Origin of the sequence: Calothrix sp. NIES-2100, assembly GCF_963875285.1 — a bacterium.
Taxonomy (GTDB): Bacteria; Cyanobacteriota; Cyanobacteriia; order Cyanobacteriales; family Nostocaceae; genus Aulosira.
In genome coordinates this window covers 6,212,645-6,238,114 of record NZ_CAWNLA010000001.1, presented here as the reverse complement: position 1 = coordinate 6,238,114, position 25,470 = coordinate 6,212,645, and the positions used below count along the sequence as shown (strand labels likewise).

Sequence of the window (25,470 nt, the reverse complement as noted above, 5' to 3'; positions counted from 1 at the left end):
GATGAGGGAGTGTGGGGAGATGAGGGAACTATTGACCAATGACCAATGACCAATGACCAATGACTATTGACTATTGACTATTGACTATTGACCCTTGGTTCTCAATCGCATTTTTACACTCTACCACTGAGGCACGTTGCTGCATGGCTTCTACTAAAGCTTGGTAACTTGACCAATTTTCTTGTAGCAGGGTTTTGGCTTGTAGAGCATGTAAACGCTGTTTTTGTTGAAAACTAACATTATAAAAACCTAATTTTGTCAATACCTCTGCTAGCTTGCGGCGATCATCAGATCCGCCTTCAGCATTTTGGAACACCAAATTTTCGGCAGCAATCCCAGCCATCCAAACAGTACAGTAGCGATCTAAAAGTTGTACGCTAATTTTGCCTACTTCCAACCCAGATGCTAATTCGCCATCATCAAAGCTCACACCACCTTGCCCTGGTTGCCCCTGTTTCCAAGCTTCCCACGCACTGAGAGTGTAGCCGGTTACAGGAATACCTAAAAGATGGGCAACCAGAAAATGACCTGCTTCATGGTGGATAATGCGATCGCGGTGTTCGCTCTTGAAGCCCGCAATCCAATCTAAAATCAGAGAACCTCCCTTTCCTTGAAAGCTGAAACTGTCCAGGGTAGCTATTCCCAAAATAGTGAAGGTAGCAATTGCGGGTATTGTCGGTGAAATGTTCACTAATGGCCCCAACAACACCGATAGAGTCATCAGAAAGATAGATATTGCAATCAAATTCAGGGCAGTCTGGCTCATGGCAAGTTTGCTCAATGCAACTTAATCTTTCTTCATTATTAGCCAATCTGCCAGTGATCTGAAGGATAAATTATGAAAAACTCCGATCCGTGGGTGGAGTTTTTGGGTATTGGGCACTTGTACTGAGCGTAAAGCCCCTGGCATAGTTTCTCCTGTTGGAGAGGCTGCGCCAAGACTTAGCGCGTAGCGGACACACCAGACGTGGAAGTATTGGGCATTGGGCACACTCCCCACATCTCCCTCATCTCCTAGTCTCTAATCTCTAGTACAGCACGGCGTAAATAAACGTACCATTTTACATGGCGGAAAAATTCCGAAAACAATCCTTTTGAAGGCGTGACTTTTGAATGTGTGACTTTCGCCCTGCGGTACTAGTCCTTATTCCCCACTTAATCCTCCGAATCAGATGAATTCGCCTTTTTGTTAGCAGCCTGAATAATTCTGACTACGGTATTGTAAGCTAATCCACTAATACGACTTATACCTCTGAAACTCATTCCTTCTGCATAAGATTGCAGAACAATTTGTATATCTTCCTTATTTACTTGCCGACGGTAATAAAGCGTATTTAACGTTTCACTAAAAGTTTGCCGACAACCTGGGCAGAAAAAGCGTTGACTACCTTTACTGGTCTTGCCATGTTTACGAATGCGCTCATAACCACATAGAGGACAATTGTTTGTCTGCTTAGAAAAATTGCTGTGATTTTGGTTTAGTAAACTCATGCTCTGATAGCGCATCATTAAGCTATTATCGACTTTCTTGGTTCCCAACTGAACTGCTGTCATAAATTTGTTTACCTTGTAAAAGAATTGATACGTTATCTATCTTTTTGTTGAACTAATTGCTATTCTGCTTTTCTAAGACAAAAGTGAGAGTAGCTAAGTAATAGCAATAGTAAAAGCTCAGAGGTTCATGCCAGCCGAGCATCTCACTCTAACAGCAAAGACTAAAGCATAATTATGAGGAAAATCTGAAGAAGCAGTAATTTTGGCAAAATATTTGACTTGGAATTTCAGCCTCTTGTATACAGGAAGGAATGAATCAGATGGATATTCCTGAACTACCTCTGGTGAATCAAAAAGGTCAAACCCTTGTCCTAGTAGTCAAAAAAAATATGCCAGTGCTTGATGTTATCCATCAAATGAATCAAGCCGGGACAAGCTGTGCGTTGATTTTAGAATCAGAAAAATTAGTGGGTATTTTCACTGAAAAAAACTTATTTCAGGTGATGTTTACGAAGCAGGAAGAACTAGATGTTTTAGCCAATCGAACGGCACTGACACAGGTAACGGTTGGCGAATTCATGACTCAACCTGTAATTACTTTGAGCCAGACGGATGCAGAGGATCTGCCTCCTGTTGTGCAAATATTTAGCCAGCATGATATTAGCCATTTACCCATACTTGATAGTCGCGGGAAAGTTATCAGTGTTGTCACTTGCCTGGAAGTGATGGAGAGACTAACAGCAGCCTTGGCACAAGAAGTGGCGCAAAGGCAGCATATGAGTGATTTACTGGTACAAAAGGAAGCTAGTTATCAAGCATCACAAGCGAGAATCAATGATATTGTTGATAGCGCGATCGCTACTGCAATTGTGAGTTTTCGCGTATTCCCCAATCGTGATTGGGAGTATGATTATCACTCTGTAGGCTGTGAAGCGGTTTTTGGTTATACACCACAGGAAATTTCGAGAGATAAATACTTGTGGATGTCGCGGGTGCATCCAGAAGATAGAGAAACGGTGATTATGCCGCTGTTTGATGATATTTTTGCTGAACGCACGGTAACAGTAGAATACCGATTTCAGCACACAGATGGTTCCCTTCGCTGGATATCAGGTACTTACACCTCCCGGTATGACGCAGCAGCAAACTGCTGGATTGTCACAGCTACTAGTACTGATATTACGGATCGCAAACAAATTGAAGAAGCACTCCGTGAGAGTGAAGAACGCTGGCATTTAGCGATCGCAGGTACTAATGAAGCTATTTGGGATTGGAATATCATTACCAATCAAACTTTTCGCTCTGCTCGTTGGTTTGAGATGTTGGGTTATGAACGGGAACAATTGAGCAATACAGATGATGAGTGGCACATTCGCATACATCCTGATGATTACGAAGCGGTAATTGCCGCTCAACAAGCGTACCTACAACGGCAAGTCCCAGATTATCATGTTGAGTATCGTCTTCGCCGTCAAGATGGAAGCTACGGGTGGTTTCGCTCTCGCGCCAAGGCTGTCTGGGATGAGCAGGGAAATCCCGTGCGCTTGGTTGGTTCCCTGGGAGATGTTAGCGATGTCTACGACGAACTGCACTTACGCAAACAAGCAGAACTCGCCTTGCAAGAACGTGAAGCTATGTTACGCCGGATTGGGGATAACTTACCCAATGGCGCAATTTATAAAGTAACCCGCGAACTTGATGGTAGCAATTGCTTTTCTTATCTGAGTGCTGGATTTGAAAGGCTGATGGAAATTAAGGTAGAAGATGCACTGAGAGATTCAAGTCTATTGTATAGCCAGTTGCTCCCAGAGGATATACCCCGGTTCCAAGCTGCTGCCGATGAGTCTAGGGCGAATCTATCCGTATTTGACATTCAACTACGCTTCCGCACCCCTAGCGGTCAATTTAAATGGTTGCATTTTCGTTCTACGCCACGCTATTTAGAAGATGGTCGCGTCGCTTGGGATGGATTGGTAGTCGATGTCACCAACTTCAAACATACTGAGGAAACTCTACGCCAGAATGAAGAACAACTGCGGCTAACTTTAGAATTTAACCATATCGGTGCCTGGGACTGGAATTTGCAAACAGGAGAAGTCATCTGGAACGACAACACTTTTCGCTTAATGGGGTTAGAGCCAAGAAAATCAGAAATGGATTATCAACTATGGCGCAATTGTGTCCATCCAGAAGATATTGACAGAGTAGAACAGGCTGTATTCAAAGCACTGAGAGAACATACCAATTTTGAGGCTGAATACCGGATAGTTTATCCTGATGGCAGGGTTCGCTGGATAACTGGTAAAGGACGCGCGATTTACAACGAAGCAGGCGAACCTGTCAGAATGCTGGGTGTGATGATTGATATTAGCGATGTCTACGAAGAGCTTCGCTTACGCAAACTAGCAGAACAAGCACTGCAAGAAAAAGAAACCTTTTTACGCAGTATCTATAACGGAGTCGGACAAGCAATTTTTGTGGTAGATGTTGTAGATAATGATTTTCGCCTTGTTAATTTGAACCCTACTGGCGAAAGAATCTCAGGCTTAAGTTCCCAGGAATTGCCAGGTAAAACCTTGGAGCAGATATTTCCTCCTACAGTAGTAGCAGCTATCCGACAGCATTATCAAGATTGCATTACCGCCAGAGAAAGTATTACCTATGAGGAATGCTTACCTTTTAACGGCAAAGAAACCTGGTGGGTTACCAGCCTCACCCCTTTAATAGACGAAAATTCACGTATTTACCGCATTGTGGGTAATAGTGTGAATATTAGCGATCGCAAACACGCTGAACATATATTAGAACTTCAAGCAGTCATCACTCGCAACATGGCAGAGGGAATTTGCTTAGTGCGAGCTAGCGATGGAATTATGGTTTATGCCAACCCAAAATTCGAGCAGATGTTTGGTTATGAAACTGGTGAATTAATCGGTCAGCATGTATCGATTGTCAACTATGCAAATGAACATATCACAGCTGAAGAAGTCAATCAAGCTATTAGATCTGCCATCTTGCAAGATGGTGAAGCTACCTATGAAGTTCATAATGTGAAAAAAGATGGTACTCCCTTCTGGAGTCGCGCCACTGCATCTGTTTTTGAACATCCAGAATATGGAACCGTGCTTGTAGCTGTGCAACAAGATATCACCGAACACAAACAAGCCGAAGAAAAAATCAAAGCCTCTCTCACAGAAAAGGAAGTATTACTCAAAGAAATTCACCATCGTGTCAAGAACAACTTAGGGATTGTTAGCAGTTTGCTACAGATGCAGTGCAGACGGACACAAGATTCTCAAGCAATCGCAATTCTGCGTGATAGTCAAAACCGCATCGCCTCGATTGCTCTGGTGCATGAAAAACTCTACCGCTCTGAAGATTTAGCAAATATTGATTTTGCCGAGTATCTGCCAGATTTAACAACTCATTTATTTGATTCCTATAATATTAGATCTGACTCTGTACAACTGAATATTCAAGTTGAGAATGTGAGCTTGGATATTGAAACCGCAATTCCTTGTGGCTTAATTATTAATGAACTAGTTTCTAATGCTTTAAAATACGCCTTCCCTGATAATCGTCCTGGAAAAATCCAATTACATTTATATCAAGAAGTTAAATTTTCTTTAGACAAGCAACATAATTTGATACTCATTGTTCGAGATAATGGAGTTGGTCTACCAACAGACTTTGAACGCAACCAAACTAAAACATTGGGAATCACCCTTGTTTACGGTTTAGTGAAACAATTAAAGGGATGCATCGAAATCCACTCGCAACAGGGAACAGAATTTAAAATTACTTTTAGCAAAAACCGGGCATAAATTATGGTCAGCATCTCCTCAAAAAAAGATAACTCGAAAAAAATTCAAGTCCTAATTGTCGAAGATGAATTTATTCTGGCTATCAACTTACAAGAAAGTTTAGAATCTTTGGGATACACAGTCGTAGATATTGCAGATTCTGCAACAGCAGCAATTGATAAAGCAAATCAACTACGCCCCAACTTGATTTTAATGGATATCAGACTCCAGGGAGAAATGGATGGTATTCAAGCAGCAGAGCAAATTTGGAATAGTTTACAAATTCCGATAATTTATGTTACAGGGCATTCAGATAAAAGTACTGTAGAACGAGCAACACTCACATCACCGTTTGGTTATATTCTCAAACCAATTCGAGAGCAAGAATTGTATGTTGCCATTCAAACAGCACTCAATCGCTATGAACGGGAGCAATTTTTAAGTACTGTTTTGCGGGAAATGGGGGACGGAGTAATTGTCGTCGATACACAGTTACAGGTCAAATATCTCAATCAAGTAGCTGAAGCATTAACAGAGTGGCGATTAGATGAAGCCAAAAACAGGATGTTTAGCGAAATCTGCCAACTCATCGATCAACAAACCCAACTTCCTATAGAAAACCCGATCGTTTTAGCACTACAAAGCCAAACCCCGATCTATTTGAACGATCGCATCCTACTTGTGACCAAAAACGGCACAAAAATTCCCATAGCTGATAGTGTGACTGCTATTAAAGATCGTAACGGTGCGATCGCCGGAGCCGTTATGGTTTTTCGAGATAACACCCAACGCCTGCTAATCGAAGAACGTCGTCTCACTGCTTTTCGTGCGCAACAGCTAGAAATTCAAATGAAAGAACTCCAACAGCTAAACAAGTTAAAAGAAGATTTTTTGGCAACCACTTCGCATGAGATGCGCACACCGTTATCAAACATCAAAATGGCAATCTCAATGTTAGAAAATATTCTAGATAAACAGGGGATTTTGAATTCAGAAACACTTTCTAAATCTGGCTCTGTAACCCAATATCTAAACATCTTACGTGACCAGTGTGAACAAGAGTTAAATCTCATTGATGATTTGCTAGAAATGCGCATTATTGATGCAGATATTTATCCCTTACAATTAACTGTCATTAATCTGCAAAACTGGCTACCTCACGTTATCGAGGGTTTTGAAGAATTAATACAAGCCCAACAACAGATTCTAGAAGTTAACATTGCCCCGGACTTACCACCGATAGTTTCTGACTTAAATCTCCTCACTCGAATTGTATCGGAATTGCTCAACAACGCTGGCAAATACACTCCTGCACTTGAGCGAATTACCGTAAATGTCCAACTCATAGATAATACAAAAAGCCTGAGTAATGATGCTCCAGAGAAACTTGTACAAATCATCATTAGCAATTCGGGAATCGAGCTATCTCCAACCGAACAATCGCTAATATTTGATCCATTTTACCGCACTCTTAAAAGTCAGACAAAAGACAAATCTACTATTTTTGACCTAGATTATCAGATACCCCAAAGCCAACTTCTGCAACATAGTGGTACAGGATTAGGGTTAGCATTAGTAAAAAAACTAGTGAGATATCTTCAAGGCACAATTGAAGTTACCAGCACCGAAGGCTGGACAAGATTTATAGTCGAATTACCAATAAAATTAAATTGAAAATAAGGCAGGGGGGCTGGGGGGCTGGGGGGATAAGAGAGTGTGGGGAGTGTGGGGAGTGTGGCGAGATGAGGGAGACAAACGGCATTGTAAATTGATGATGCTTTTTGAGGCTTTGAGCTTCGTTAACCAGGCTTTGAGCTTCGTTAACCAGGCTTTGAGCTTCATTAACCAGGCTTTGAGCTTCATTAACCAGGCTTTGAGCTTCATTAACCAGGCTTTGAGCTTCATTAACCAGGCTTTTAGCTCCATTAACCAGGCTTTTAGCTCCGTTAAGCAGGCTTTTAGCTCCATTAACCAGGCTTTTAGCTCCATTAACCAGGCTTTGAGCTTCATTAACCAGGCTTTGAGCTTCATTAACCAGGCTTTGAGCTTCATTAACCAGGCTTTGATCTCCGCTAACCAGGCTTTTAGCTGCATTAACCAGGCTTTGAGCTTCATTAACCAGGCTTAATGCCCCATGCCCAATGCCCATTGACAAATGACAATTGACAAATGACAAACACCTTACCCAACTATATCAACGGCCAGTGGAGTGCATCTACTAGCGCTCAAGAATACTTAGATGTCATCAACCCAGCAACCGCAGAAATACTGGCGCAAGTACCTCTATCACCTGCGTCTGAAGTGAATCAAGCAGTCGCGGCGGCAGCGGTTGCTTTTGCTACATGGCGACGCACCCCACCGACGGAAAGAGTACAGTATTTATTTAAACTCAAAAATTTGTTGGAAGAACATTTTGAGGATTTAGCGCAGACGATTACTAAAGAATGCGGTAAGACTTTAGCTGAGTCTAAGGGTGAAATGCGGCGGGCGATTGAAAACGTAGAAGTTGCTTGCGGAATTCCCATGATGATGCAAGGGACAAATCTCGAAGATATCGCCACAGGTATTGATGAGATGATGATTCGCCAACCCTTGGGAGTAGCGGCGGTGATATGTCCGTTTAATTTTCCGGGGATGATTCCATTTTGGTTTTTACCTTATGCGATCGCCACTGGCAATACCTATATTGTCAAGCCTTCGGAAAAAGTACCACTGACAATGCAAAAAATCTTCCACCTACTAGATAAAACAGGTTTACCCAAAGGGGTAATTAATCTAGTCAACGGTGGCAAGGAAGCTGTCGATGCTATTTTAGATCATCCCCAAATCCGCGCAATTAGTTTTGTTGGTTCCACACCAGTTGCCAAATATATCTATAGCCGAGGCGCAGCCAATGGTAAACGTGTCCAATGCCAAGGTGGGGCGAAAAATCCCCTGATTGTTTTACCAGATGCAGATATGGAAATGACTACACGTATTGCAGCTGATAGCGCCTTTGGTTGTGCGGGACAACGCTGTTTAGCTGCATCGATTGCCATCACCGTCGCCGATGCACGTTCCTCTTTTACCGAAGCGATCGCCGCAACTGCGAAAAATCGTGTAGTCGGTAACGGTTTAGACAAAGGTGTAGAAATGGGGCCTGTGATTGATATCCGCAGTAAAACCAGAATTGAGGGATTAATTCAGCAGGGGGTAGAGGAAGGGGCAAATTTGTTAGTTGATGGACGAAAACCGAAGATATCTGGTTATGAACAAGGTAATTTTATTCGCCCGACAATTTTACAAAACATCAATCCCGCAGGAGAAATCGCCCGTACCGAGATTTTTGGCCCAGTACTGAGTTTAATCCATTTGGATACTATCGAAGATGCGATCGCCTTAGTTAATAGCGGTCAATATGGGAATATGGCTTGTTTATTTACCAGCAGCGGTGCAGCAGCGCGTAAATTCCGCTACGAAGCCGAAGCTGGTAATATCGGCATCAACATTGGCGTTGCTGCGCCAATGGCATTTTTTCCCTTCAGTGGTTGGAAAGAAAGCTTTTTTGGCGATTTACATGGGCAAAGCAATCACGCAGTTGAATTTTTTACCCAAACTAAAGTAGTAGTCGAACGCTGGCCTACCAACTGGTCACGCCAATTTTGAATCGGCTGAGAATTGGGAATTAGAGAGTAAAGCACCATATAGTTTTTCCTCATTAAATGAGCGAAGAATATGAGATAACGTTGGAAGCCTCTTTTGAGTAAAGCACCATATAGCTTTTCCTCATTAAATGAAATACATCATAGCCCCCTCCTCGCTTGCGGGGAGGGGGTTGGGGGTGGGGTTCTTTTACCTCACAAGGGCTGAGAACCGCTATAGAAGATTATGGAGGAAAACCCTACCACTTAACCACCAACTGTGACTTTTGTAAATTTGCTAGAGTGAACACACTAGGAATTTTCGGTCAAATCTCGGAACACGCCAGCAGACGAGGCTATTCATGCTTACAAGTACCCTACTTCTCTCGAACCAGCTCCCCAATCTACAATACTCTTCCACATCGGAACGATTCGATGACACATGGGAAGCCCCCCTGGCTACCCTTTTGGGACTAGGACGCGCCGCTGGTGCTGACTTTGTTGAATTTTATCTAGAGCGTCGCAACTATATTAGTTGCCTTGCTGAAGATGACGCTATCACCAGTATTTCCCCAAGTCTCGCCACAGGTGCGGGCGTGAGAGTATTTCGTGGTAAAGCTGATTGCTACGTCAGCACCAATAACCTTTCCTTCTCCGGTTTGAAAGCCGCCTTAGAAAAAGGTCTTTCTATCCTGGGATTGCAATTACCCGCACCCAACGCTTTTATCCCAGAAATCAACCTAGAACTACTGAGGGACTACGCCACAAAACGCGGTAAAGATGGCTGGTTACCTTTGTGTAGCTCCATCCGCGAAATGGGAGAAGTTCTACTTGATGGTACTGCCCAATTGCAGAAAAAAGCTAGCCATGTGCAATCCCGCCGTGCTACCTATTTCCGCGATTGGCAAGAAGTCTTAGTCGCCGCCAGTGACGGTACTTTTGCCCGTGACATTCGCCTCACCCAATCCGTAGGCTTTAACCTACTGTGTGCAGATGGTGCTAATCGCGCCTCCATTGGTGAACGCGCAGGTAATACCAGTGATGCCAACTTCCTGAGAACTTGGGATTACCAACAAGCCGCCGAGCAAATATCCGAATCTGCTGGTAAAATGCTTTATGCAGATTACGTAGAATCTGGTACTTATCCAATTATCATGGCCAATCACTTTGGCGGGGTAATCTTCCACGAAGCTTGCGGACACTTATTAGAAACTACTCAAATAGAAAAAAATACCACACCCTTTGCTGATAAAAAAGGCGAGAAAATTGCTCACGAAAGCCTGACAGCTTGGGATGAAGGACGATCTGAAAATGCCTTTGGAACCATAGACATGGATGATGAAGGTATGCCCGCGCAAAGAACCCTATTAATAGAAAAAGGCGTTCTTAAGAACTTCCTAGCAGACAGAACAGGTTCTTCACGCACCGGACACCCCAGAACCGGAAGCGGACGCCGCCAAAATTATACCTATGCTGCTGCTAGCCGGATGCGTAACACTTATATCGCTACTGGTGAATACAGCGTTGATGATTTATTTGCCTCCATTGATAAAGGCATTTACTGCAAAAAAATGGGTGGTGGTAGCGTTGGTGCTACAGGTCAATTTAACTTTGGTGTTGATGAAGCTTATTTGATTGAAAATGGCAAAATCACCAAACCATTAAAAGGCGCAATTTTGATTGGTGAAGCTAAGGAAATTATGAATAAAATTTCCATGTGTTCCCAAGATTTAGAACTTGCACCTGGTTTTTGTGGTTCTGTTAGTGGCAGTATCTACACCACAGTAGGACAACCTCATATTAAGGTTGATTCTATCACCGTAGGCGGACGCTAATAATTACCCCATACTCTCCAAAACATTTCTTTTTCATCTCTTCCTTTGCGTCCTCCGCGTCCTTCTCTGCGAGACGCTGCGCGTTGGCGGAAGCCTCTCGAAGAGAAGGCGGTTCATTAAAAAAACCTCAATTCGATGCACAGGATTTTGACCTCACCCCCAACCCCTCTCCTAACAGGAGAGGGGAGTAAATCTCTAGCGAATAGCTTTGGAACCTCTTTACTCTGTGTCACGCCAGTTGCTACAACGCGGGAAACCCGAGCAACGCACTGGCTCCTCTGCGTTCTCTGCGGTTAAAAATCCAAAATCCAAAATCCAAAATTGACTATGCCAACTATCAAAGATATTGCCAATTCTGCCCGAGAAAATGCCCAAAAACTTGGCATTCAAAAATTCGATATTTATGGCTCCACTGTCGATGAAACAAGCGTCCAAGTAGACCAAGGTGAGCCAAAACAAGTTAAAGCCTCCAATCGTTCAGGTGTTACCGTTCGAGTCTGGAATGAACAGAATACAATGGGAGTCACCAGCACCACAGATGTAGACCCCAAAGGCTTAGAATTAGCCTTAAAAACCGCCTACGAAGCTAGTTTCTTCGGTGTTAAAGAAAATGTCCCTGATTTTAGCCCAGAGGCTACTATTCCGATTGAAAACACGCCTCACGATAAAGCACCCCAAGCACCTGTTGCTGAACTCATTGAAAAACTACTGGTAGCTGAAAAAGAATTACTATCAGCCCATCCAGCAATTAAAGGAGTGCCTTATAATGGCTTGGCACAAAGAGATATTGACCGATTCTATCTCAATAGTGAAGGCGCAGCCAGAATTGAATCCCACTCTATAGCATCGGTATATCTTTACAGCAAAACCGAAGAAGAAGGGAAAAAACCACGCAGTGCTGGCGCTTTTAGAATCAACCGTGGTGTAGAGAATTTAGACATCAATGGTTGTATTCAAGAAACAGCTGAAAAAACTATCAGCCATTTGAACTATGAAAAAATTAAAACTGGTAAATATTTAGTTGTTTTCTCGCCAGAAGCTTTTTTAAGTTTGTTGGGTGCTTTTTCTAATTTGTACAATGCCCAAAGTATTCTGGATCATCAAAGCCTATCAACTCCTGATGATATAGGTAAGCAAATTGCTTCTCCTCTAATTTCAGTCGTCGATGATGCACTACACCCAGCTAATATTGGCGCAGAAAGTTTTGATGGCGAAGGAACGCCTACCCGTCAGGTTTCTCTCATTGAAAAGGGCATTTTAACAGGATTTCTCCACAGTGCTGGAACTGCTAAAAGAATGAATGCTCAGCCAACAGGTAACGCAAGTATTGGCGCAAAAGTCAGCGTTAGCCCTAACTTTTTTCATGTATTTAGAGCCGCTGAGCCTGAGAAAGAATTAAGCTTAGATACTGCGGAGAATGTAATTTTGATTGATGATTTACAAGCTCTCCATGCGGGAGTGAAATCTTTACAAGGTTCGTTTTCTCTACCTTTTGATGGTTGGTTAATTAATAAAGGTGAGAAAACGAGTATTGAGTCAGCAACAGTCGCTGGCGATTTCTTGGAACTTCTGAAATCAATTATTTGTGTAGAAAAAGAAGTTGAGTTAACACCAGGGGGAGTTTGTCCCCGCATTTGGGTTAATGAACTCTCAATTACTGGAGATTAATAGTTAATAGTTAGGAGTTAGAGATTAGAGTTACTTCTAGTTTCTAACTCTTGACTATCATAGTTCACCGCCGATACCGAGATTAATATCAAATCCATCCGCACCCGTGAGATTAGTCCCAATCATAATAGCGCCATCTACTTGCGCGTTATGTAAATGAGAGCCACTTAAATCAGCATTAGTCAGGTTAGCTTTATTAAAGGTTGTACCACTGGCGAATACTTTTGTTAAATTCGCAGCTTCTAAATTAGCACCTGCTAAATCAGCACCTTCTATATTAGCGCCTTTTAAATTTGCACCTTTTAAATTAGCGTTTCTCAAATCTGCACCAATTAAGTGAGCGCCGCTAAGGTTGACACCTGTTAAATTACATCCAGAACAAGCTCCCGTTTCCAGCAAGCGTTTTACCTGGGCTTGGTTTTCGCCTGCTTGAGCAGAAATTGGCGCAGCTAAAGATAGGGTGCTGAATAAAGCTACTGCTGTCAACAATGTCTGTCTCATAATTTTTCCTCCCATCACTCTTACTAGCTAATCAATCATTAAGACAGTCCTACCAATTCAAAATTACGAATATCAGATGTCAAAATAGTTTCTGAATTTCGGAGAATTGGTTTGGCTGATGTAATTCAGCAACGAACTGTGTTTTTTGATTGGTAGTATGTTTCACTCTTACTACTTCATTTTCCCAAATTACAGAATTATGTCCTCATGCATTTGGAGTAATTTATTACTGAGTTTAATTCTCAGTATTCATACCTGAGTTAGAGTGAGTAACCCTAAAAATCTCTATTTTCTGGGTGTTGAGCTTTGACATGGGAGGAGGGTATGAATGTCATTTTAGATTTTAAATGTTAAATTTTGGATTGAGAATTAAAAATTAAACATCTAAAAAGGTCTCAATTCCCCAACTTTATTTATGGAACAAATCGATAATCCAAAATTTTTAATTGCAGCCCCTGTATTAATGCATGGGGTCAATCTAAAATCCAAAATTGATTGACTGTGATTTTTCGGATTTGAGAAAAAAATATACAGTTATGTTGGGAGTAGTGAATAGATCTGCTATGTAGTTAGAGTAGATTGCGAGCTAATATTCTCTGCGTCTAGCGCGTGAGGCTGATCTTGCTTCCATTTAATGTATAGTCCTTCTCGTTCACAACTAGTAGAAAATCTTCTAAACTTTTCCGACGCATCTTGCACAAGCACTCACGCCAGACTGAGCTGAACTTCCACCCAAATACCAAAAACCGTCATTACCAATATAAGTGTGTACTACTTCGCCTGCACCCTCAAACTTACCCCTTACTGATGTGATAAAGCAAAAACATTCGTTGCTATGATACATTTTTACAGGAACTTGTCCCTGCGTCCAAGAAAATTCTTGGCTGTATTTTATTTTTCCAAATATTTCTCCGTCACCTCTTATATAAAATGCCGCTGCTCGTCCTGATCCAACGTCTCTGCCTTTCAGAAAATAACTATTCCTTAAATTTGTGTCATTCCCAAAAGTACCTACATCCACGGTTATAGCGCTAAATGAAGTGTCTCCACCACTTGTGTGTACTATCAATGATTTATTTAAATTTCCCAAATCAAGGCGAATATTTTCTCCTTGATTTTGGAGCAGTAAAGGACTTAAATAATCCTTAAATGCGTGAAGTTCTGCTTTTGTTTCTTCAAGCTCTTTTTGAGTTTTTTTAAGTTCTTCTCTTAAGGTATGAATTATCTCTATTGCAGTTTCAAGCTCTTGACTCTTAATTGTCAATATATTGAGAGCTTCATTATAACAATCAATTGCTGTCTTATTGGAATTCATTTTCTATATCCTTCACTGTTTATAATAATTTTGCTACTTTAGCTCGCTTGCCAAAATTGATACCATAATCTAAAAAGCATACCATACTTTAGGTAGTCTTCCGTATACAATTTATTTGACACAGTTCCTCTGCGTATACGTGCCATTTCTAAAGCATTGTACTCAAGCTGACCATAAGTTCTTAAGATCTCATTTAAAGGACTTTTGCCATTTAGTCTTCTTAAGAGATTCCTTTCTCTTTGCTTATAGATATCGTCTAGCTCATGTCTTCCTCTCAAGAGCGAAGAAATACTCAGTTTTCTAAAATCGTATTCAATCTTTCCTAACATTCCTTGTAGATCATTGATAACTGTATCTACAATGCGTTCGATTTTGTCAATCATCAGATTAATTTCCTTGATAAAATTACGTTCTAATAGTTCTAGTCTGTCAAAAATTGGTTGAAATAAAACTTTAAAAGTTATTTCGACTAATCCTCTAGTCTTATCAAAAATGTCATCAATGAGTTGGGAAATATCGTTAATTGCTTGTTGAACTACAACTTTAGCAGACTGCTCTATCTTTCCAATCCATTCTAGAGCTATAAAATCTATAGTTTGAGCAAAAATATTTAATTTATCAAATAAATCATTTATAACTGCCATAAAATCTTTTTTTATACCGGCTGCAAAACTTTTTCCTAGTTCCATTGCTGCTAACTTTCCAGTGCAAACTATACCAACTGCACTAATTATGGGTAATATCATTTATATTAATTTCTCCTTGAAAAATTCAATTAGTGATTGTGACATACATATTGTCGCCAAGGCAAATGGCGGGAAACCCTAGAGGGCGGGGAAACCCCTACCCTACAAATGAAATGGGTCTGGCTGATAATTTATCACCTCAAACCTTGCTCTTTCAACAAAGCATCCACCCAAATACCATCAGCTGACGATAACGGTGGTACAGGCTCATGAGTATAATCTATAGCCAAATCAAATCCTGCCCGGTCATATACCCCATGTATCAATGCTTGCAAATCTAATAAAGGCTCTGTATCTCCCTGACGCAGAGGTAACAGAAACGATGGAATTGCTTCTGGCAAATTAAACGGGTATAACTCAGCTTTGGGGCGATAATTGCAGCGACTCACCAAAATCCGATAACTTGCTGGAATCTCTGTCCCCAAAATCGGCATAGGTTTTCCGCCTCGTAGTAAATCAATTTCCACGAGATGAGACAAACTACCTAATACTTGTTGACGCTTGCTTTCATAAGCATTTCGCCCTGCTCCCGGACGCTTATTTTTCGGTGAGAGAACCTCAATAACTGTGACGACTTCCCCTGTTCCTACTTCCCTGACCTCTAGGTATCCTTCCCGCACCTCCTCCGGTATGGGAACATTGACTGTAATCGGCTTCACTGGCGACGATGCAACCGCAACGCTAGATAATTCTGCTTCAGTTTTTGTCAGCGATCGCCCCACACTCACATCCGGAATACCAACTAGAACAGAATTTTCATCGGTTACCTGATATACCCGTTTTTCAACTGCTACCCGATATTTTGGGCGTAGCTGAGGAACCAACGACTCTGCAATGGCTGTGATTATCCAGTGATGAACTTCTGGCCAAAGTTCAGGATATTCGAGGTAGGGATTCATTCCCGGAAATGGCGATCGCATAGGGGTAGGATGTGATTCTCATTGTTCATATCCTACCAAATTCAGGTTTTTGGCATGGCAGGCAACATACCTGCCAATTCAATACACTCAAATGTTTTTCTTGTTGATAGTCAACAGCGCCGCACTGAAGCTCACTCGAAGTGTCAACAGTCAACAGTCAACAGTCAACGGTTATAATTTTCCTGTAAAAACTCGCTCTGCTGGGCCAGTCATGTATACTCGTTGGTCAATTTCTGACCATTCAATTTGCAAGGGGCCGCCAGGTAGTTCTACAGTGGCTGTGCGATCGCATTTTCCGGTCAACACACCAGCTACCAAAGAAGCACAAGCACCAGTACCACAAGCTAAGGTAATACCCGCACCTCGTTCCCATACCCGCATTTTCAAGCGATCGCGGCTGACAACTTCAATAAATTCGGTATTTGTCCGTTGGGGAAAAACTGGGTGATGCTCAAACTGGGGCCCAATACTTTCTAGGGGAATGGCGGCGACATCTTCCACAAAGGTAATACAGTGGGGATTGCCCATACTGACACAGGTAACTTCCCAAGTTTTCCCTGCTACCTCTAGCGGCTGATTAATTACCTTTGTATCCGCAGCGCTTAAGGTAGTGGGAATTTCTCCAGCTAGTAATTTGGGTAAACCCATATCCACTTTCACTTGGCCGTCAGCCATCAGTTGAGGTGACATCACACCAGCCAAAGTATGAATGCGATATAAGTCTTTAGTTCTAGATTCTCCTTCCAAATCAGCTAAAAACACACCTAAACAGCGAATACCATTCCCGCACATTTCCGGTTCTGAACCATCAGAATTAAAAATCCGCATGGTATAGTCAGTACCGTTTTCTCCCGGCAAAGCAAAAATCACACCATCTGCACCGATACCAAAGTGGCGATCGCACAACTTGATTGCTTGCTCTGGAGTTATTACTGGCACTGATGAAGAGCGATTGTCAATCAGAATAAAGTCATTACCCAAACCGTGATACTTAGTAAATTCGATTGCCATTTATCTCAGGATGAATTATCAAAGATTAGTTACTGTTGATTATGAATTAGAACGTGGGCATTGGGCATGGGGCATTGGGCATGGGGCATTGGGCAGTCAATAGTCAATAGTTATTTCTCCTCTGCTTCCTTGTCTCCCCGAAGTTCTGTTCGTCGAAGACGTTGGCGAAGCCATCGCCGGACGCCGGCGCTCAGACTTCTCTCCTTGTCCCTAGCCCCTAGCCTCTACCCTCTATTAAAACATTCTCCCCTATGCATACATCTCCAGCAAAAACCCCTACAGATTTCGATACTTCACTACCCAGTATTCGGCAAGTACAAAATCTCATAAAAAATACAGCAACAGTAGGTTTAAAACTTATGACGGGCGATTTGCTCACAGGTAGAATAATCTGGCAAGACTCACATTGTGTGTGTCTTGTGGATGAAAACAAGCAGCAAACTACCATTTGGAAGCACGCGATCGCCTACATCCAGCCGAAGAGTTAGTATTTTTCAAGCCTGCAAAAGCAGGCTTTGTTCCTATAGCCGCACCTTTTAAGGTGTCGGCTTATCTACAGGCAGAAATTCTTTGACGACTTCTGCCTCATCAGCTTTGATGATTGGTAGAGATAGCGGCACTGCATCGAGTGCAGTAAACAACGGTTGTAGTTCATTCAAAGAAGCCAAGCCACCACATAACAATACTTGATCGCCGTCTCGCAAGTCCATGTGAGCTTCAGGTGAGCGAATAAATTTACCATCGCGCCGGATGGCTTCTACTTTTACCCCATGTTTGTCGCTAATATCCAAATCTTTCAGAGTTTTCCCTAAGACTGGAGTATCAGCGTTAATTGTCGTCCACTGACAAGCGCTATTTTCTCCGGGAACTGCTGTTCTACCTAAAGCAAATTCAGCTAAAGCTGCTAGTTCTTCATCGGCTCCAACTACAAGTAAGCGATCGCCTTGTTCTAATTTAGTTTGGTTATTGGGATAGTCTATTTCTTCGCCGTTAGCGCGGCGAATTGCCATTAAACTCACCCCAATTAAGTAGCGCATATCCGCTTCTTCTAAACTCATGCCAATTAAAGGTGAACCAGAAGGTAGGGGATACCAGCGCCGATTTAAATCGCGAGTTGCTTGCTGTAAGTCGCGGGAAACTTCCGATGCAGTCCGTTCTGGGCGCAAGTCTAAATAATGATCTTGGCGAATTTGCTGCATTTGGCGTTGTACTTCATTTGCTGACAAGCCTAAATCTGTTAATAAATAGGTTGCCATTTCTAAACTAGCTTCAAACTCTGGTTGTACAACTTCCCTAGCACCCAGTTGGTAAAGCACTTCAATATTTTTATCTTGGGTAGCGCGGACAACTAAATTGAGTTCTGGGCACAATTCTAAAGCGCGTTTGAGACAAAGACGTGTACTGATAGGATCGGGAAGTGCGATCGCCATTCCTTTAGCATGGTTCACCCCAGCCGTTTCTAAAACGTGTAAACTCACGCAATTACCATATACATAAGGCACTCCCGCATCACGTAATTTCTGAATTCTGCTTTCCGATTGGTCGATTACCACTACAGGAAGCTGGTGCTGCTGCAATAACTTAACTAAATTTTTGCCCACTCGCCCGTAACCACAAACTACCACATGGTCTTTTAAGGGCAAGTCTTCAGCCACATCTCGCGGCTGAACTTCTTCTAAATAAGGTTTCAGCCAAGGCATAGATTCTGCCAAAGTAAATAAAAATGGCACCAAACGTAACACAAATGGTGTGAGTACAAGTGTTACTGCTGTGGTTCCTAAAATCAGTAAATATATTGACCGAGAAACTAAACCTAGCGCCTGTCCTTCGCTGGCAAGTACAAAGGAAAATTCCCCTATTTGAGCTAATCCTAGCCCAGCAATTAAAGCTGTTTTTAACGGATAGCGGAACACTTTCACCAAAGGTGTGATGATTAAAAATTTACCGATAAAAACTATTGCCACTAACCCCAGAATTAATTCCAGATTTTTCCACAGAAATACTGGGTCAATTAACATCCCAATAGCTGCAAAAAATAAACTGGCAAAGATATCTCGTAATGGCTCTACATAGGTCAAAGTTTGGTCGGCGTATTCCACCTCAGAAATCATCAACCCGGCGACAAACGCCCCCATTTCAATGGACAGCCCTAAATACTCTGTCAGCAGGGCAATTCCTAAGCATAGCGCAACTACACCTAATAAAAATAGCTCTTTGCTTTCCGTGCGGGCTAGGAGTCGCAACAGCGGCGGAATCAACCAAATTCCTGCGACAACTGCACCTGCGGCAAATAAGCCAATTCTGACGAGCGCTGTTACCACCGCAATACCAATCGCTTCACCTGGTTGGTGCAGGGCTGGTAAGACTGCTAGCATTAATCCTAATGCCAAGTCTTGCACTACCAAAATACCCAGCATCACCTGTCCGTGGGGTGTTTCTGTTTCGTTGCTTTCCATCAAGCATTTGAGGACAACTGCGGTGGAAGATAAAGACAGAATTGACCCCAAAAACACGCCCTTAGCGGGTAAGGCTCCCCAAGCTCCGGTGACACCACAGATCACAACGGTGATCAAAATCGTTAGCGCAATCTGGAGTCCACCACCGCCAAGAGCGATCGCTTTTACCTTCTTGAGTTCTGCAAAGGAAAACTCTACACCCAAGGCGAATAGTAAAAAGGCGACCCCAAACTGAGCCAGAGTCTCTACCTGAATAACTTCTTTGATCAATCCCAGCCCCGCAGGCCCCACGACCATACCGCCAATGAGATACCCTAGCAGCACTGGTTGTCGTAAAAGCGCCGCCAACAGTCCGCCACAAGCTGCGACGCCCAGAACTAAAACTAAATCAACAATTAACCTAAAATCTTCTTGCACCAGTTTTAAAAAGAACTATTAAGACCTATAAACCTCAGCATACAAATTTTTATATATCTATGCTCAAGTTATTGGTGCAAGGAAGACAAAATTTGCATATTTATTGCTAAATATTCATATAGCTAGGTAAAAGAGGAAAAAGAAGCAGAGGAAGCATGAGTAAAAATCAGGCGATCGCCACTTCATACACATCCAACTTGCATTGCTCTCGTAGCAGCCGCCGTGCGGTTTGTTACCCCTAACTTATTTAGTACTTGAGTGACATGATGTCTAATAGTAGAAGGACTGAGTTTCATTCGTTGAGCGATCGCTTGGATTAAATCTTTGGATAAGCGTAGACTCATAATTACTACGAATGACAGAAATCCAAACTCAGCCACGTATACAAATTGGCTCTTCCCCAAATCCACTAAGCGATCGTGTTGAACAGTTGCTATTAAAATTGTCAAACTTAGTCCCAGAGTGAGTGCTGCTTGCTTCTCGCCGCGCCGATATTGAAGGTAACAGGCAAAAAAAAAGAAAAGAGTATTACCGATCAAAGCTAATAATTGGAAACTGAATAGGGGATTGAGTGTACCTTCTAGGTGAGTAATCGATTCGCCCCAAGGCAAAAAAATACTTGATAGATTGCTGATATGAGAGTAGAGAATCCCTGTGGGAGAAATTTCGTTGATTAACAGGCTGATGAAGTACAGGCTATTGAGTACTAAAATTAAACGCACTGGTCTGAAATTTGTATACAGAGACACAAACCAAGCAGTAGTAATGCCGTAAATATAGCCCAAAGAAGTTAGTAGTTTTCTGGCATTTATGTAATCGTCTACATTCATGGCTTTATATTGAGCTATCAGAGCCAAAATATAACAAAAAGCCACCCAGCAGCTTAACCCAAAGCATAAGTTTAGTGCAGGTTTTAATCGCCCAGAGGCAATTAGCAAGTGTAAAAAACCAATATATAAGGTAATGCCAGCAACTATACTTAGAACAGTTAGAATCAAAGTCATTACTTATTCTCTTCAAGATTTATATCTGGCGACGAATAACTAATATCACTTCAATAGTCTAGTAGAGTGGGTTACGCCTGAGGGTACGGCACCACCTGAAGGTTATGGTGCCTTAGGCTACGCCATAACACACCCTACATATACAAAATGCTTTGATTTACACCTTTGTTGCATCGAGTTGTAACTTTGATGCTTTAATTTACACCTTTGTTGCATCAAGTTGCAACTTTGATGCTTTAATTTGCACCTTTATTGCATCGACTTGCAACTTTGTTGCTTTAATTTGCACCTTTGTTGCATCGACTTGCAACTTTGTTGCACTGACCTGCACTTTTGTTGTATTACAGGAATTTTCATTTATTTGAACTACATCTGTAATCAATTTACGGTGCGTTAGGACTGCCGTCCATAACGTACCCTACCAAACTTAAATCTTTCACCTTACTGATAGCTTTTAAAGTGGCAGTGGGTACATTAAATACATAACTGACAACAGTATGGTAATATGACTACCCAAAATACAACACGCCGTTTGCGCCCGCAATTCATTAGTGAAGATGTGACTTCATGGCACGGTTTACAAACTATCAGTACCTATGAAACTAACCGTGCTGATGCTTCTGCTGCCAAATTACAGCAAGCTTATCAAGCTATGTTAGCCCAGCAACAAGCCGAAACCGAAAAACAAGCTTTATACCGTGCTGCCGCTGATGCTGCACGATTAGCAGAATGGGAATTTCACAATACGGTATTAGCAATGAAAGAAGTTGTGCGCGGACAATATGGATTAAATAGCGATCAAGCCCAAGCAGTAGGATTGAAGAAAAAATCGGAGTACAAGCGTCCTAGCCGCAAAAAGTCAGTCACATCATGAGCTAAGTAAAATTAACGTATTTTACAGCATCTTCCTGTAAATAGACCACATTTGCCGTAGGGGCACAGCACTGCTGTGTCCTGAGAGAGTGGTTCAACTACGTGAAAACTGCTGTAAGCGTAAAAGGCGATCGCTACATCATCGATTTTGCCACAGCAAAAGTTTAACACTGCTAACAAGTATCAGCATCAATTATATAAGACAAAGATCCTAGTTTTGACTAGGATCTTTGTTCAATGCGATCGTTGAGGCGTAGACGCGCTGCTTCGGCTTGTCGTAAGCGATCGCTATATAATCCACTTCATTACAGAAAAATTGTCACAACTCCTTAGCCTGTGACATTGGCTTGCACTTTTGATGCATTGACTTGCACCTTGGATGCATTACCACATTTTACATGTGCGATCGCTACCACAAGTAATGTAAAGTGCGATCGCTATCTTCCATAGATAAAAAAGCGAGTTATGAATCATCAAGGTCTAATTCTCTGGCTAACAGGGTTAAGTGGCGCGGGTAAAACAACAATTGCCTCATCTGTTGCTCAAGAACTGCGATCGCGGAGTTACCGAGTAGAATTACTTGATGGTGATGTCGTTCGCACCCATTTATCTTAAGGATTGGGATTTAGTAAACAAGACAGAGATATCAATGTCCGGCGGATTGGTTTTGTTGCTGACTTACTCAGTCGCAATGGGGTAGTAGCAATCTTAGCTGCAATCAGTCCCTATCGGGAAATTCGAGAGGAATTGAGACAAACAACCACCAACTTTGTAGAAGTTTACGTTCAAGCACCATTAGCAGTTTGTGAATCCCGTGATGTTAAGGGACTTTACGCCAAAGCCAAAACAGGACAAATCAAAAATTTTACTGGCATATCTGACCCTTACGAAGAACCTTTAAATCCAGAGATTATTTGTTTAACCGATCAATTCACTGTCAAGCAATGTGTGTGCCAAGTAGTTACCTACTTAGAGTGCCATAGCTATATTAGATATGACAAATCATGACTCGACTCTTGACCACACCCATAAAAAGCATAAGCGTGCCATTAAAGCACGCTTAAAGATGTATACTTAACAAATTTAGAACTTCTCGCTATCAACCGCCTGCAACAGCAGGGACAATACTGACTTCATCACCATCTTTGAGGGGTGTAGCTGTCCCATCCAAAAAGCGAATATCTTCGCTATTGACATACAAATTCAAAAATCGCCGTGGCTTTCCTTCTTCATCGCATAAGCGGGCTTTAATACCAGGACAAACACCCTCTAAGGAATCGAACAATTCCGCGATCGTACTACCGCTACATTCTAGGGTAGCTTGGTTATTAGTAAATTTCTGAAGAGCCGTGGGAACTAAAACTGTTACAGACATAGTTGAAGTATGAAGTGTGAAATATGAAGTATAAAGTATGTAAGGCAGAGTATGAAGTGTTTAGTTTAATTTTTCAGCTTTCATCCTTTGCCCTTCATCTTTTAAACAAGTACTTGCTGCCATTCCAAACGCTCGAGAGTGCGTGAACGTTCTAGCGCGCGTTCAAAACTATCGAGTTTGGCATCAATTGTCAAAGGTTCGCCAACATAGCCATGAAGTGCTTCTTGGGTTTTCAAACCATTGCCAGTGATGTATACCACAGTAGTTTCATCTGGATCAATTTTGCCAGCTTCTACTAATTTTTTCAGCACTGCAACAGTTGTACCACCAGCCGTTTCCGTGAATATACCTTCAGTTTCTGCTAGCAGCTTGATGCCTTCAATAATTTCTGCATCATTAACTGATTCGATACTACCGTTCGTTTTGTTAGCTATTTCCACAGCATAAACACCATCTGCTGGGTTACCGATCGCAATCGATTTAGCAATAGTATTCGGTTTAACTGGTTTAATGAAATCACGTCCTTCTTTATATGCTTGCGCTATTGGAGAACAACCCTCAGCTTGCGCACCGCTAAAACGGACATCTTTGGCTTCTACTAAACCAACTTCTACGAATTCTTGAAAACCTTTATAAATTTTTGTAAATAGTGAACCAGATGCTAGAGGCGCGACGATATGGTCGGGTAATTCCCAACCTAATTGTTCAGCAACTTCAAAGCCTAGAGTCTTAGAACCTTCAGAGTAGTATGGGCGGAGATTAATATTGACAAAACCCCAGCCATGTGTATTGGCAACTTCTGAACAGAGGCGATTTACCTGATCGTAATTACCTTTCACAGCCATTAATGTTGGACTGTAGATCAGGCTACCCATAATTTTCCCGGCTTCCAAATCTGCGGGGATGAACACACAGCAATCTAACCCAGCATGAGCTGCGATCGCCGCTGTAGAATTAGCCAAGTTACCAGTACTAGCACAAGAAACAGTAGTAAAACCTAATTCTCTAGCTCTTGTTAAAGCAACGGAAACCACCCGGTCTTTAAAGCTGAGGGTGGGCATATTCACAGCATCGTTTTTAATATAAAGCTTGTTTAAACCCAGACGACGAGCCAGACGTTGAGAACGCACCAGGGGAGTCATCCCAGTTCCCACATCTATAACATTGTCAGTTGTGACGGGCAAAAAGGGACGGTAGCGCCAAATAGAATTAGGGCCAGCTTGAATTTTTTCCCGCGTGACAGTACTACGCAGAACATTGTAGTCATACTTGACTTCCAAAGGCCCAAAGCATAACTCACAAACATGGTTGGCTTTCAGTTCATACTCCTCACCACATTCCTTACACTTCAAGGCTTGAAAAGCGATCGCGGCTGCTTCGGTGAGTGCGGATTTTGTCTGAGTCATAAACCTAGCTTTCCCTGTTTGTCTGTCAACTGTCGCCTGATACTAACACGAGTAGAAATACGAGTCAAACATACCCGACTATTTATGTCGGGTATGTTTGACTGATCATCAAATCTACTGGGATAGCAAAGTACACTAGCAATAGTTTTGCCAATTTCCAGGTTCAGACAATATTTTTACAACACAGTCCGTCGCAACTCAGGGAAAACCTTAGACACCTTACTCAAAACATAATCACCATAAGTCCCGCGAAATTCGTGAACGCTAGCGCCATCCCAACGTTCTTCTCGATCATCATCGATCACTACCCCATTTAATGGAATTGGCTGAACCTCTACATCAAAATTGGGGTCGAAAAAGAAAGGGAATGAAAGGCGATCGCGTCCCGACACATTTTGAACGCGATGCGGTGTGGAACGATATAAACCGCCAGTCATGCGATCGAGCATATCCCCGATATTGCACACAAAAGAACCTGGAATAGGAGGCGCAGCAATCCATCCTGATTTAGACTTAACCTCTAATCCGCCTGAATCATCCTGTTTAAGAATAGTCAAAACACCGTAGTCAGTATGTTCTCCCACACCCCATCTGTTTTCCCCTTCAGTAGGTGACAAATCTGGGGGATAGTTAAAAATCCGAAATAATGTTAAGGGATTTGATGTATAACGCTCAACAAAATATGATTCTTCCAATCCTAAGCTTAAAGCAATCCCAGCCATAAGCGTATGTCCCAGTTGCGTCATCGCCTCCATATATTCCACCACAGTCTCCTGGAATGAGGGAATATTGCTAGGGAACAGGTTGGAACCATGCATAGGTGTCTGTGCTTTTACCAGTGGATGATCAGCTGGTAGTTCTGCACCAAAATAGATACCTTCTTTGAGATCCGGTTTACCAGATGTCAATTCATCCCCAACGGGAAAGTACCCCCGCCATGCTTTCCCACCCAAAGCCATGCGTATTTCTAGTTTTGTTTCTAAATCTTGAGCAAAAAACTGGCGGCTGAGTTGTTCTAGCCTTTGC

At 42.2% G+C, this 25,470-nt stretch carries 20 protein-coding genes and 1 pseudogene (1 of these 21 running past the window's edge); 8 read left to right on the top strand and 13 right to left on the bottom strand.

Annotation, left to right across the window (positions count from 1 at the left end; genetic code table 11):
- Positions 1-70 precede the first annotated feature (70 nt).
- Both AACU32_RS25300 and AACU32_RS25295 read right to left on the bottom strand, forming a co-directional pair.
- A complete protein-coding gene (locus AACU32_RS25300; protein WP_096603941.1) occupies positions 71-766 on the bottom strand; it encodes an ATP-dependent Zn protease in 696 nt (231 codons plus the stop codon).
- A 389-nt stretch (positions 767-1,155) separates the two neighbouring features.
- Complete coding sequence (locus AACU32_RS25295) at positions 1,156-1,554, bottom strand: IS1/IS1595 family N-terminal zinc-binding domain-containing protein (RefSeq protein WP_096603940.1); 399 nt, start codon at positions 1,552-1,554, stop codon at positions 1,156-1,158.
- A 260-nt stretch (positions 1,555-1,814) separates the two neighbouring features.
- Between AACU32_RS25295 and AACU32_RS25290 the strand changes: the two genes are divergently transcribed.
- Both AACU32_RS25290 and AACU32_RS25285 read left to right on the top strand, forming a co-directional pair.
- Complete coding sequence (locus AACU32_RS25290) at positions 1,815-5,318, top strand: PAS domain-containing protein (RefSeq protein WP_096603939.1); 3,504 nt, start codon at positions 1,815-1,817, stop codon at positions 5,316-5,318.
- A 3-nt stretch (positions 5,319-5,321) separates the two neighbouring features.
- Positions 5,322-6,971, top strand: coding sequence for a hybrid sensor histidine kinase/response regulator (locus AACU32_RS25285; RefSeq protein ID WP_096603938.1), 1,650 nt, complete (start codon positions 5,322-5,324; stop codon positions 6,969-6,971).
- Here AACU32_RS25285 and AACU32_RS25280 read toward each other — a convergent pair.
- Entirely contained in the window at positions 6,940-7,473 is a 534-nt protein-coding gene (locus tag AACU32_RS25280; protein WP_339378266.1) for a hypothetical protein, read from the bottom strand. The two genes, AACU32_RS25285 and AACU32_RS25280, sit on opposite strands and share 32 nt — an antisense overlap.
- Between AACU32_RS25280 and AACU32_RS25275 the strand changes: the two genes are divergently transcribed.
- From AACU32_RS25275 to AACU32_RS25265, 3 genes are all read left to right on the top strand, one after another.
- The gene (locus tag AACU32_RS25275; protein WP_096603936.1) at positions 7,467-8,942 is read left to right on the top strand and encodes a CoA-acylating methylmalonate-semialdehyde dehydrogenase; all 1,476 of its coding nucleotides are present in this window, start codon (positions 7,467-7,469) and stop codon (positions 8,940-8,942) included. The genes AACU32_RS25280 and AACU32_RS25275 overlap by 7 nt on opposite strands.
- Before the next feature lie 337 nt (positions 8,943-9,279).
- The gene (locus AACU32_RS25270; RefSeq protein WP_096603935.1) at positions 9,280-10,752 is read left to right on the top strand and encodes a TldD/PmbA family protein; all 1,473 of its coding nucleotides are present in this window, start codon (positions 9,280-9,282) and stop codon (positions 10,750-10,752) included.
- A 327-nt stretch (positions 10,753-11,079) separates the two neighbouring features.
- A complete protein-coding gene (locus tag AACU32_RS25265) occupies positions 11,080-12,420 on the top strand; it encodes a TldD/PmbA family protein (protein WP_096603934.1) in 1,341 nt (446 codons plus the stop codon).
- A gap of 57 nt (positions 12,421-12,477) precedes the next feature.
- Here AACU32_RS25265 and AACU32_RS25260 read toward each other — a convergent pair whose 3' ends face one another.
- The 5 genes from AACU32_RS25260 to dapF all read right to left on the bottom strand — a co-directional run bounded on the left by AACU32_RS25260 (position 12,478) and on the right by dapF (position 16,913).
- Positions 12,478-12,921, bottom strand: coding sequence for a pentapeptide repeat-containing protein (locus tag AACU32_RS25260; RefSeq protein ID WP_096603933.1), 444 nt, complete (start codon positions 12,919-12,921; stop codon positions 12,478-12,480).
- A gap of 673 nt (positions 12,922-13,594) precedes the next feature.
- Positions 13,595-14,236 (bottom strand): hypothetical protein, encoded by a 642-nt coding sequence (locus tag AACU32_RS25255; protein ID WP_096603932.1) that lies wholly within the window; start codon positions 14,234-14,236, stop codon positions 13,595-13,597.
- Between the two features lie 38 nt (positions 14,237-14,274).
- Positions 14,275-14,982 carry a hypothetical protein gene (locus AACU32_RS25250; protein ID WP_096603931.1) on the bottom strand — a complete coding sequence of 236 codons (708 nt, stop codon included), beginning with the start codon at positions 14,980-14,982 and terminating at the stop codon, positions 14,275-14,277.
- Positions 14,983-15,116: 134 nt separating this feature from the next.
- On the bottom strand, positions 15,117-15,902 hold the full coding sequence (locus tag AACU32_RS25245; protein ID WP_096603930.1) for a DUF4058 family protein: 786 nt from the start codon (positions 15,900-15,902) through the stop codon (positions 15,117-15,119).
- Positions 15,903-16,073: 171 nt separating this feature from the next.
- Positions 16,074-16,913 carry a diaminopimelate epimerase gene (gene dapF, locus AACU32_RS25240; RefSeq protein WP_096603929.1) on the bottom strand — a complete coding sequence of 280 codons (840 nt, stop codon included), beginning with the start codon at positions 16,911-16,913 and terminating at the stop codon, positions 16,074-16,076.
- A 251-nt stretch (positions 16,914-17,164) separates the two neighbouring features.
- On the opposite strand from dapF, the gene AACU32_RS25235 reads away from it, so the two are divergent.
- Entirely contained in the window at positions 17,165-17,401 is a 237-nt protein-coding gene (locus AACU32_RS25235; protein ID WP_096603928.1) for an Hfq-related RNA-binding protein, read from the top strand.
- Between the two features lie 48 nt (positions 17,402-17,449).
- Here the strand turns inward: AACU32_RS25235 and AACU32_RS25230 are convergent, their stop codons facing one another.
- Both AACU32_RS25230 and AACU32_RS25225 read right to left on the bottom strand, forming a co-directional pair.
- Entirely contained in the window at positions 17,450-19,786 is a 2,337-nt protein-coding gene (locus AACU32_RS25230; protein ID WP_096603927.1) for a cation:proton antiporter domain-containing protein, read from the bottom strand.
- Positions 19,787-19,968: 182 nt separating this feature from the next.
- On the bottom strand, positions 19,969-20,790 hold the full coding sequence (locus tag AACU32_RS25225; RefSeq protein ID WP_096603926.1) for a response regulator transcription factor: 822 nt from the start codon (positions 20,788-20,790) through the stop codon (positions 19,969-19,971).
- A gap of 505 nt (positions 20,791-21,295) precedes the next feature.
- Here AACU32_RS25225 and AACU32_RS25220 point away from each other — a divergent pair.
- Both AACU32_RS25220 and cysC read left to right on the top strand, forming a co-directional pair.
- On the top strand, positions 21,296-21,664 hold the full coding sequence (locus tag AACU32_RS25220; RefSeq protein WP_096603924.1) for a hypothetical protein: 369 nt from the start codon (positions 21,296-21,298) through the stop codon (positions 21,662-21,664).
- A gap of 464 nt (positions 21,665-22,128) precedes the next feature.
- A pseudogene (cysC, locus tag AACU32_RS25215) lies at positions 22,129-22,671 on the top strand (adenylyl-sulfate kinase).
- A 91-nt stretch (positions 22,672-22,762) separates the two neighbouring features.
- Here cysC and AACU32_RS25210 read toward each other — a convergent pair.
- The 3 genes from AACU32_RS25210 to AACU32_RS25200 all read right to left on the bottom strand — a co-directional run.
- Positions 22,763-23,038 carry a MoaD/ThiS family protein gene (locus AACU32_RS25210; RefSeq protein WP_096603923.1) on the bottom strand — a complete coding sequence of 92 codons (276 nt, stop codon included), beginning with the start codon at positions 23,036-23,038 and terminating at the stop codon, positions 22,763-22,765.
- A gap of 101 nt (positions 23,039-23,139) precedes the next feature.
- On the bottom strand, positions 23,140-24,444 hold the full coding sequence (gene thrC, locus AACU32_RS25205) for a threonine synthase (RefSeq protein WP_096603922.1): 1,305 nt from the start codon (positions 24,442-24,444) through the stop codon (positions 23,140-23,142).
- A gap of 176 nt (positions 24,445-24,620) precedes the next feature.
- Positions 24,621-25,470 carry the 3' portion of an isopenicillin N synthase family dioxygenase gene (locus AACU32_RS25200; RefSeq protein ID WP_096603921.1) on the bottom strand. Its footprint extends 173 nt past the window's final position, so 850 of the gene's 1,023 nt are visible here — the last part of the coding sequence; its start codon lies off the right edge, out of view; its stop codon occupies positions 24,621-24,623.

What these genes read in the sequence shown, in the direction of transcription:
- AACU32_RS25300 (WP_096603941.1), bottom strand. Translation starts at nt 766, where the DNA reads ATGAGCCAGACTGCCCTGAATTTGATTGCAATATCTATCTTTCTGATG.
- AACU32_RS25295 (WP_096603940.1), bottom strand. Translation starts at nt 1,554, where the DNA reads ATGACAGCAGTTCAGTTGGGAACCAAGAAAGTCGATAATAGCTTAATG.
- AACU32_RS25290 (WP_096603939.1), top strand. Translation starts at nt 1,815, where the DNA reads ATGGATATTCCTGAACTACCTCTGGTGAATCAAAAAGGTCAAACCCTT.
- AACU32_RS25285 (WP_096603938.1), top strand. Translation starts at nt 5,322, where the DNA reads ATGGTCAGCATCTCCTCAAAAAAAGATAACTCGAAAAAAATTCAAGTC.
- AACU32_RS25275 (WP_096603936.1), top strand. Translation starts at nt 7,467, where the DNA reads ATGACAAACACCTTACCCAACTATATCAACGGCCAGTGGAGTGCATCT.
- AACU32_RS25270 (WP_096603935.1), top strand. Translation starts at nt 9,280, where the DNA reads ATGCTTACAAGTACCCTACTTCTCTCGAACCAGCTCCCCAATCTACAA.
- AACU32_RS25265 (WP_096603934.1), top strand. Translation starts at nt 11,080, where the DNA reads ATGCCAACTATCAAAGATATTGCCAATTCTGCCCGAGAAAATGCCCAA.
- AACU32_RS25260 (WP_096603933.1), bottom strand. Translation starts at nt 12,921, where the DNA reads ATGAGACAGACATTGTTGACAGCAGTAGCTTTATTCAGCACCCTATCT.
- AACU32_RS25255 (WP_096603932.1), bottom strand. Translation starts at nt 14,236, where the DNA reads ATGAATTCCAATAAGACAGCAATTGATTGTTATAATGAAGCTCTCAAT.
- AACU32_RS25250 (WP_096603931.1), bottom strand. Translation starts at nt 14,982, where the DNA reads ATGATATTACCCATAATTAGTGCAGTTGGTATAGTTTGCACTGGAAAG.
- AACU32_RS25245 (WP_096603930.1), bottom strand. Translation starts at nt 15,902, where the DNA reads ATGCGATCGCCATTTCCGGGAATGAATCCCTACCTCGAATATCCTGAA.
- dapF (WP_096603929.1), bottom strand. Translation starts at nt 16,913, where the DNA reads ATGGCAATCGAATTTACTAAGTATCACGGTTTGGGTAATGACTTTATT.
- AACU32_RS25235 (WP_096603928.1), top strand. Translation starts at nt 17,165, where the DNA reads ATGCATACATCTCCAGCAAAAACCCCTACAGATTTCGATACTTCACTA.
- AACU32_RS25225 (WP_096603926.1), bottom strand. Translation starts at nt 20,790, where the DNA reads ATGACTTTGATTCTAACTGTTCTAAGTATAGTTGCTGGCATTACCTTA.
- AACU32_RS25220 (WP_096603924.1), top strand. Translation starts at nt 21,296, where the DNA reads ATGACTACCCAAAATACAACACGCCGTTTGCGCCCGCAATTCATTAGT.
- AACU32_RS25210 (WP_096603923.1), bottom strand. Translation starts at nt 23,038, where the DNA reads ATGTCTGTAACAGTTTTAGTTCCCACGGCTCTTCAGAAATTTACTAAT.
- thrC (WP_096603922.1), bottom strand. Translation starts at nt 24,444, where the DNA reads ATGACTCAGACAAAATCCGCACTCACCGAAGCAGCCGCGATCGCTTTT.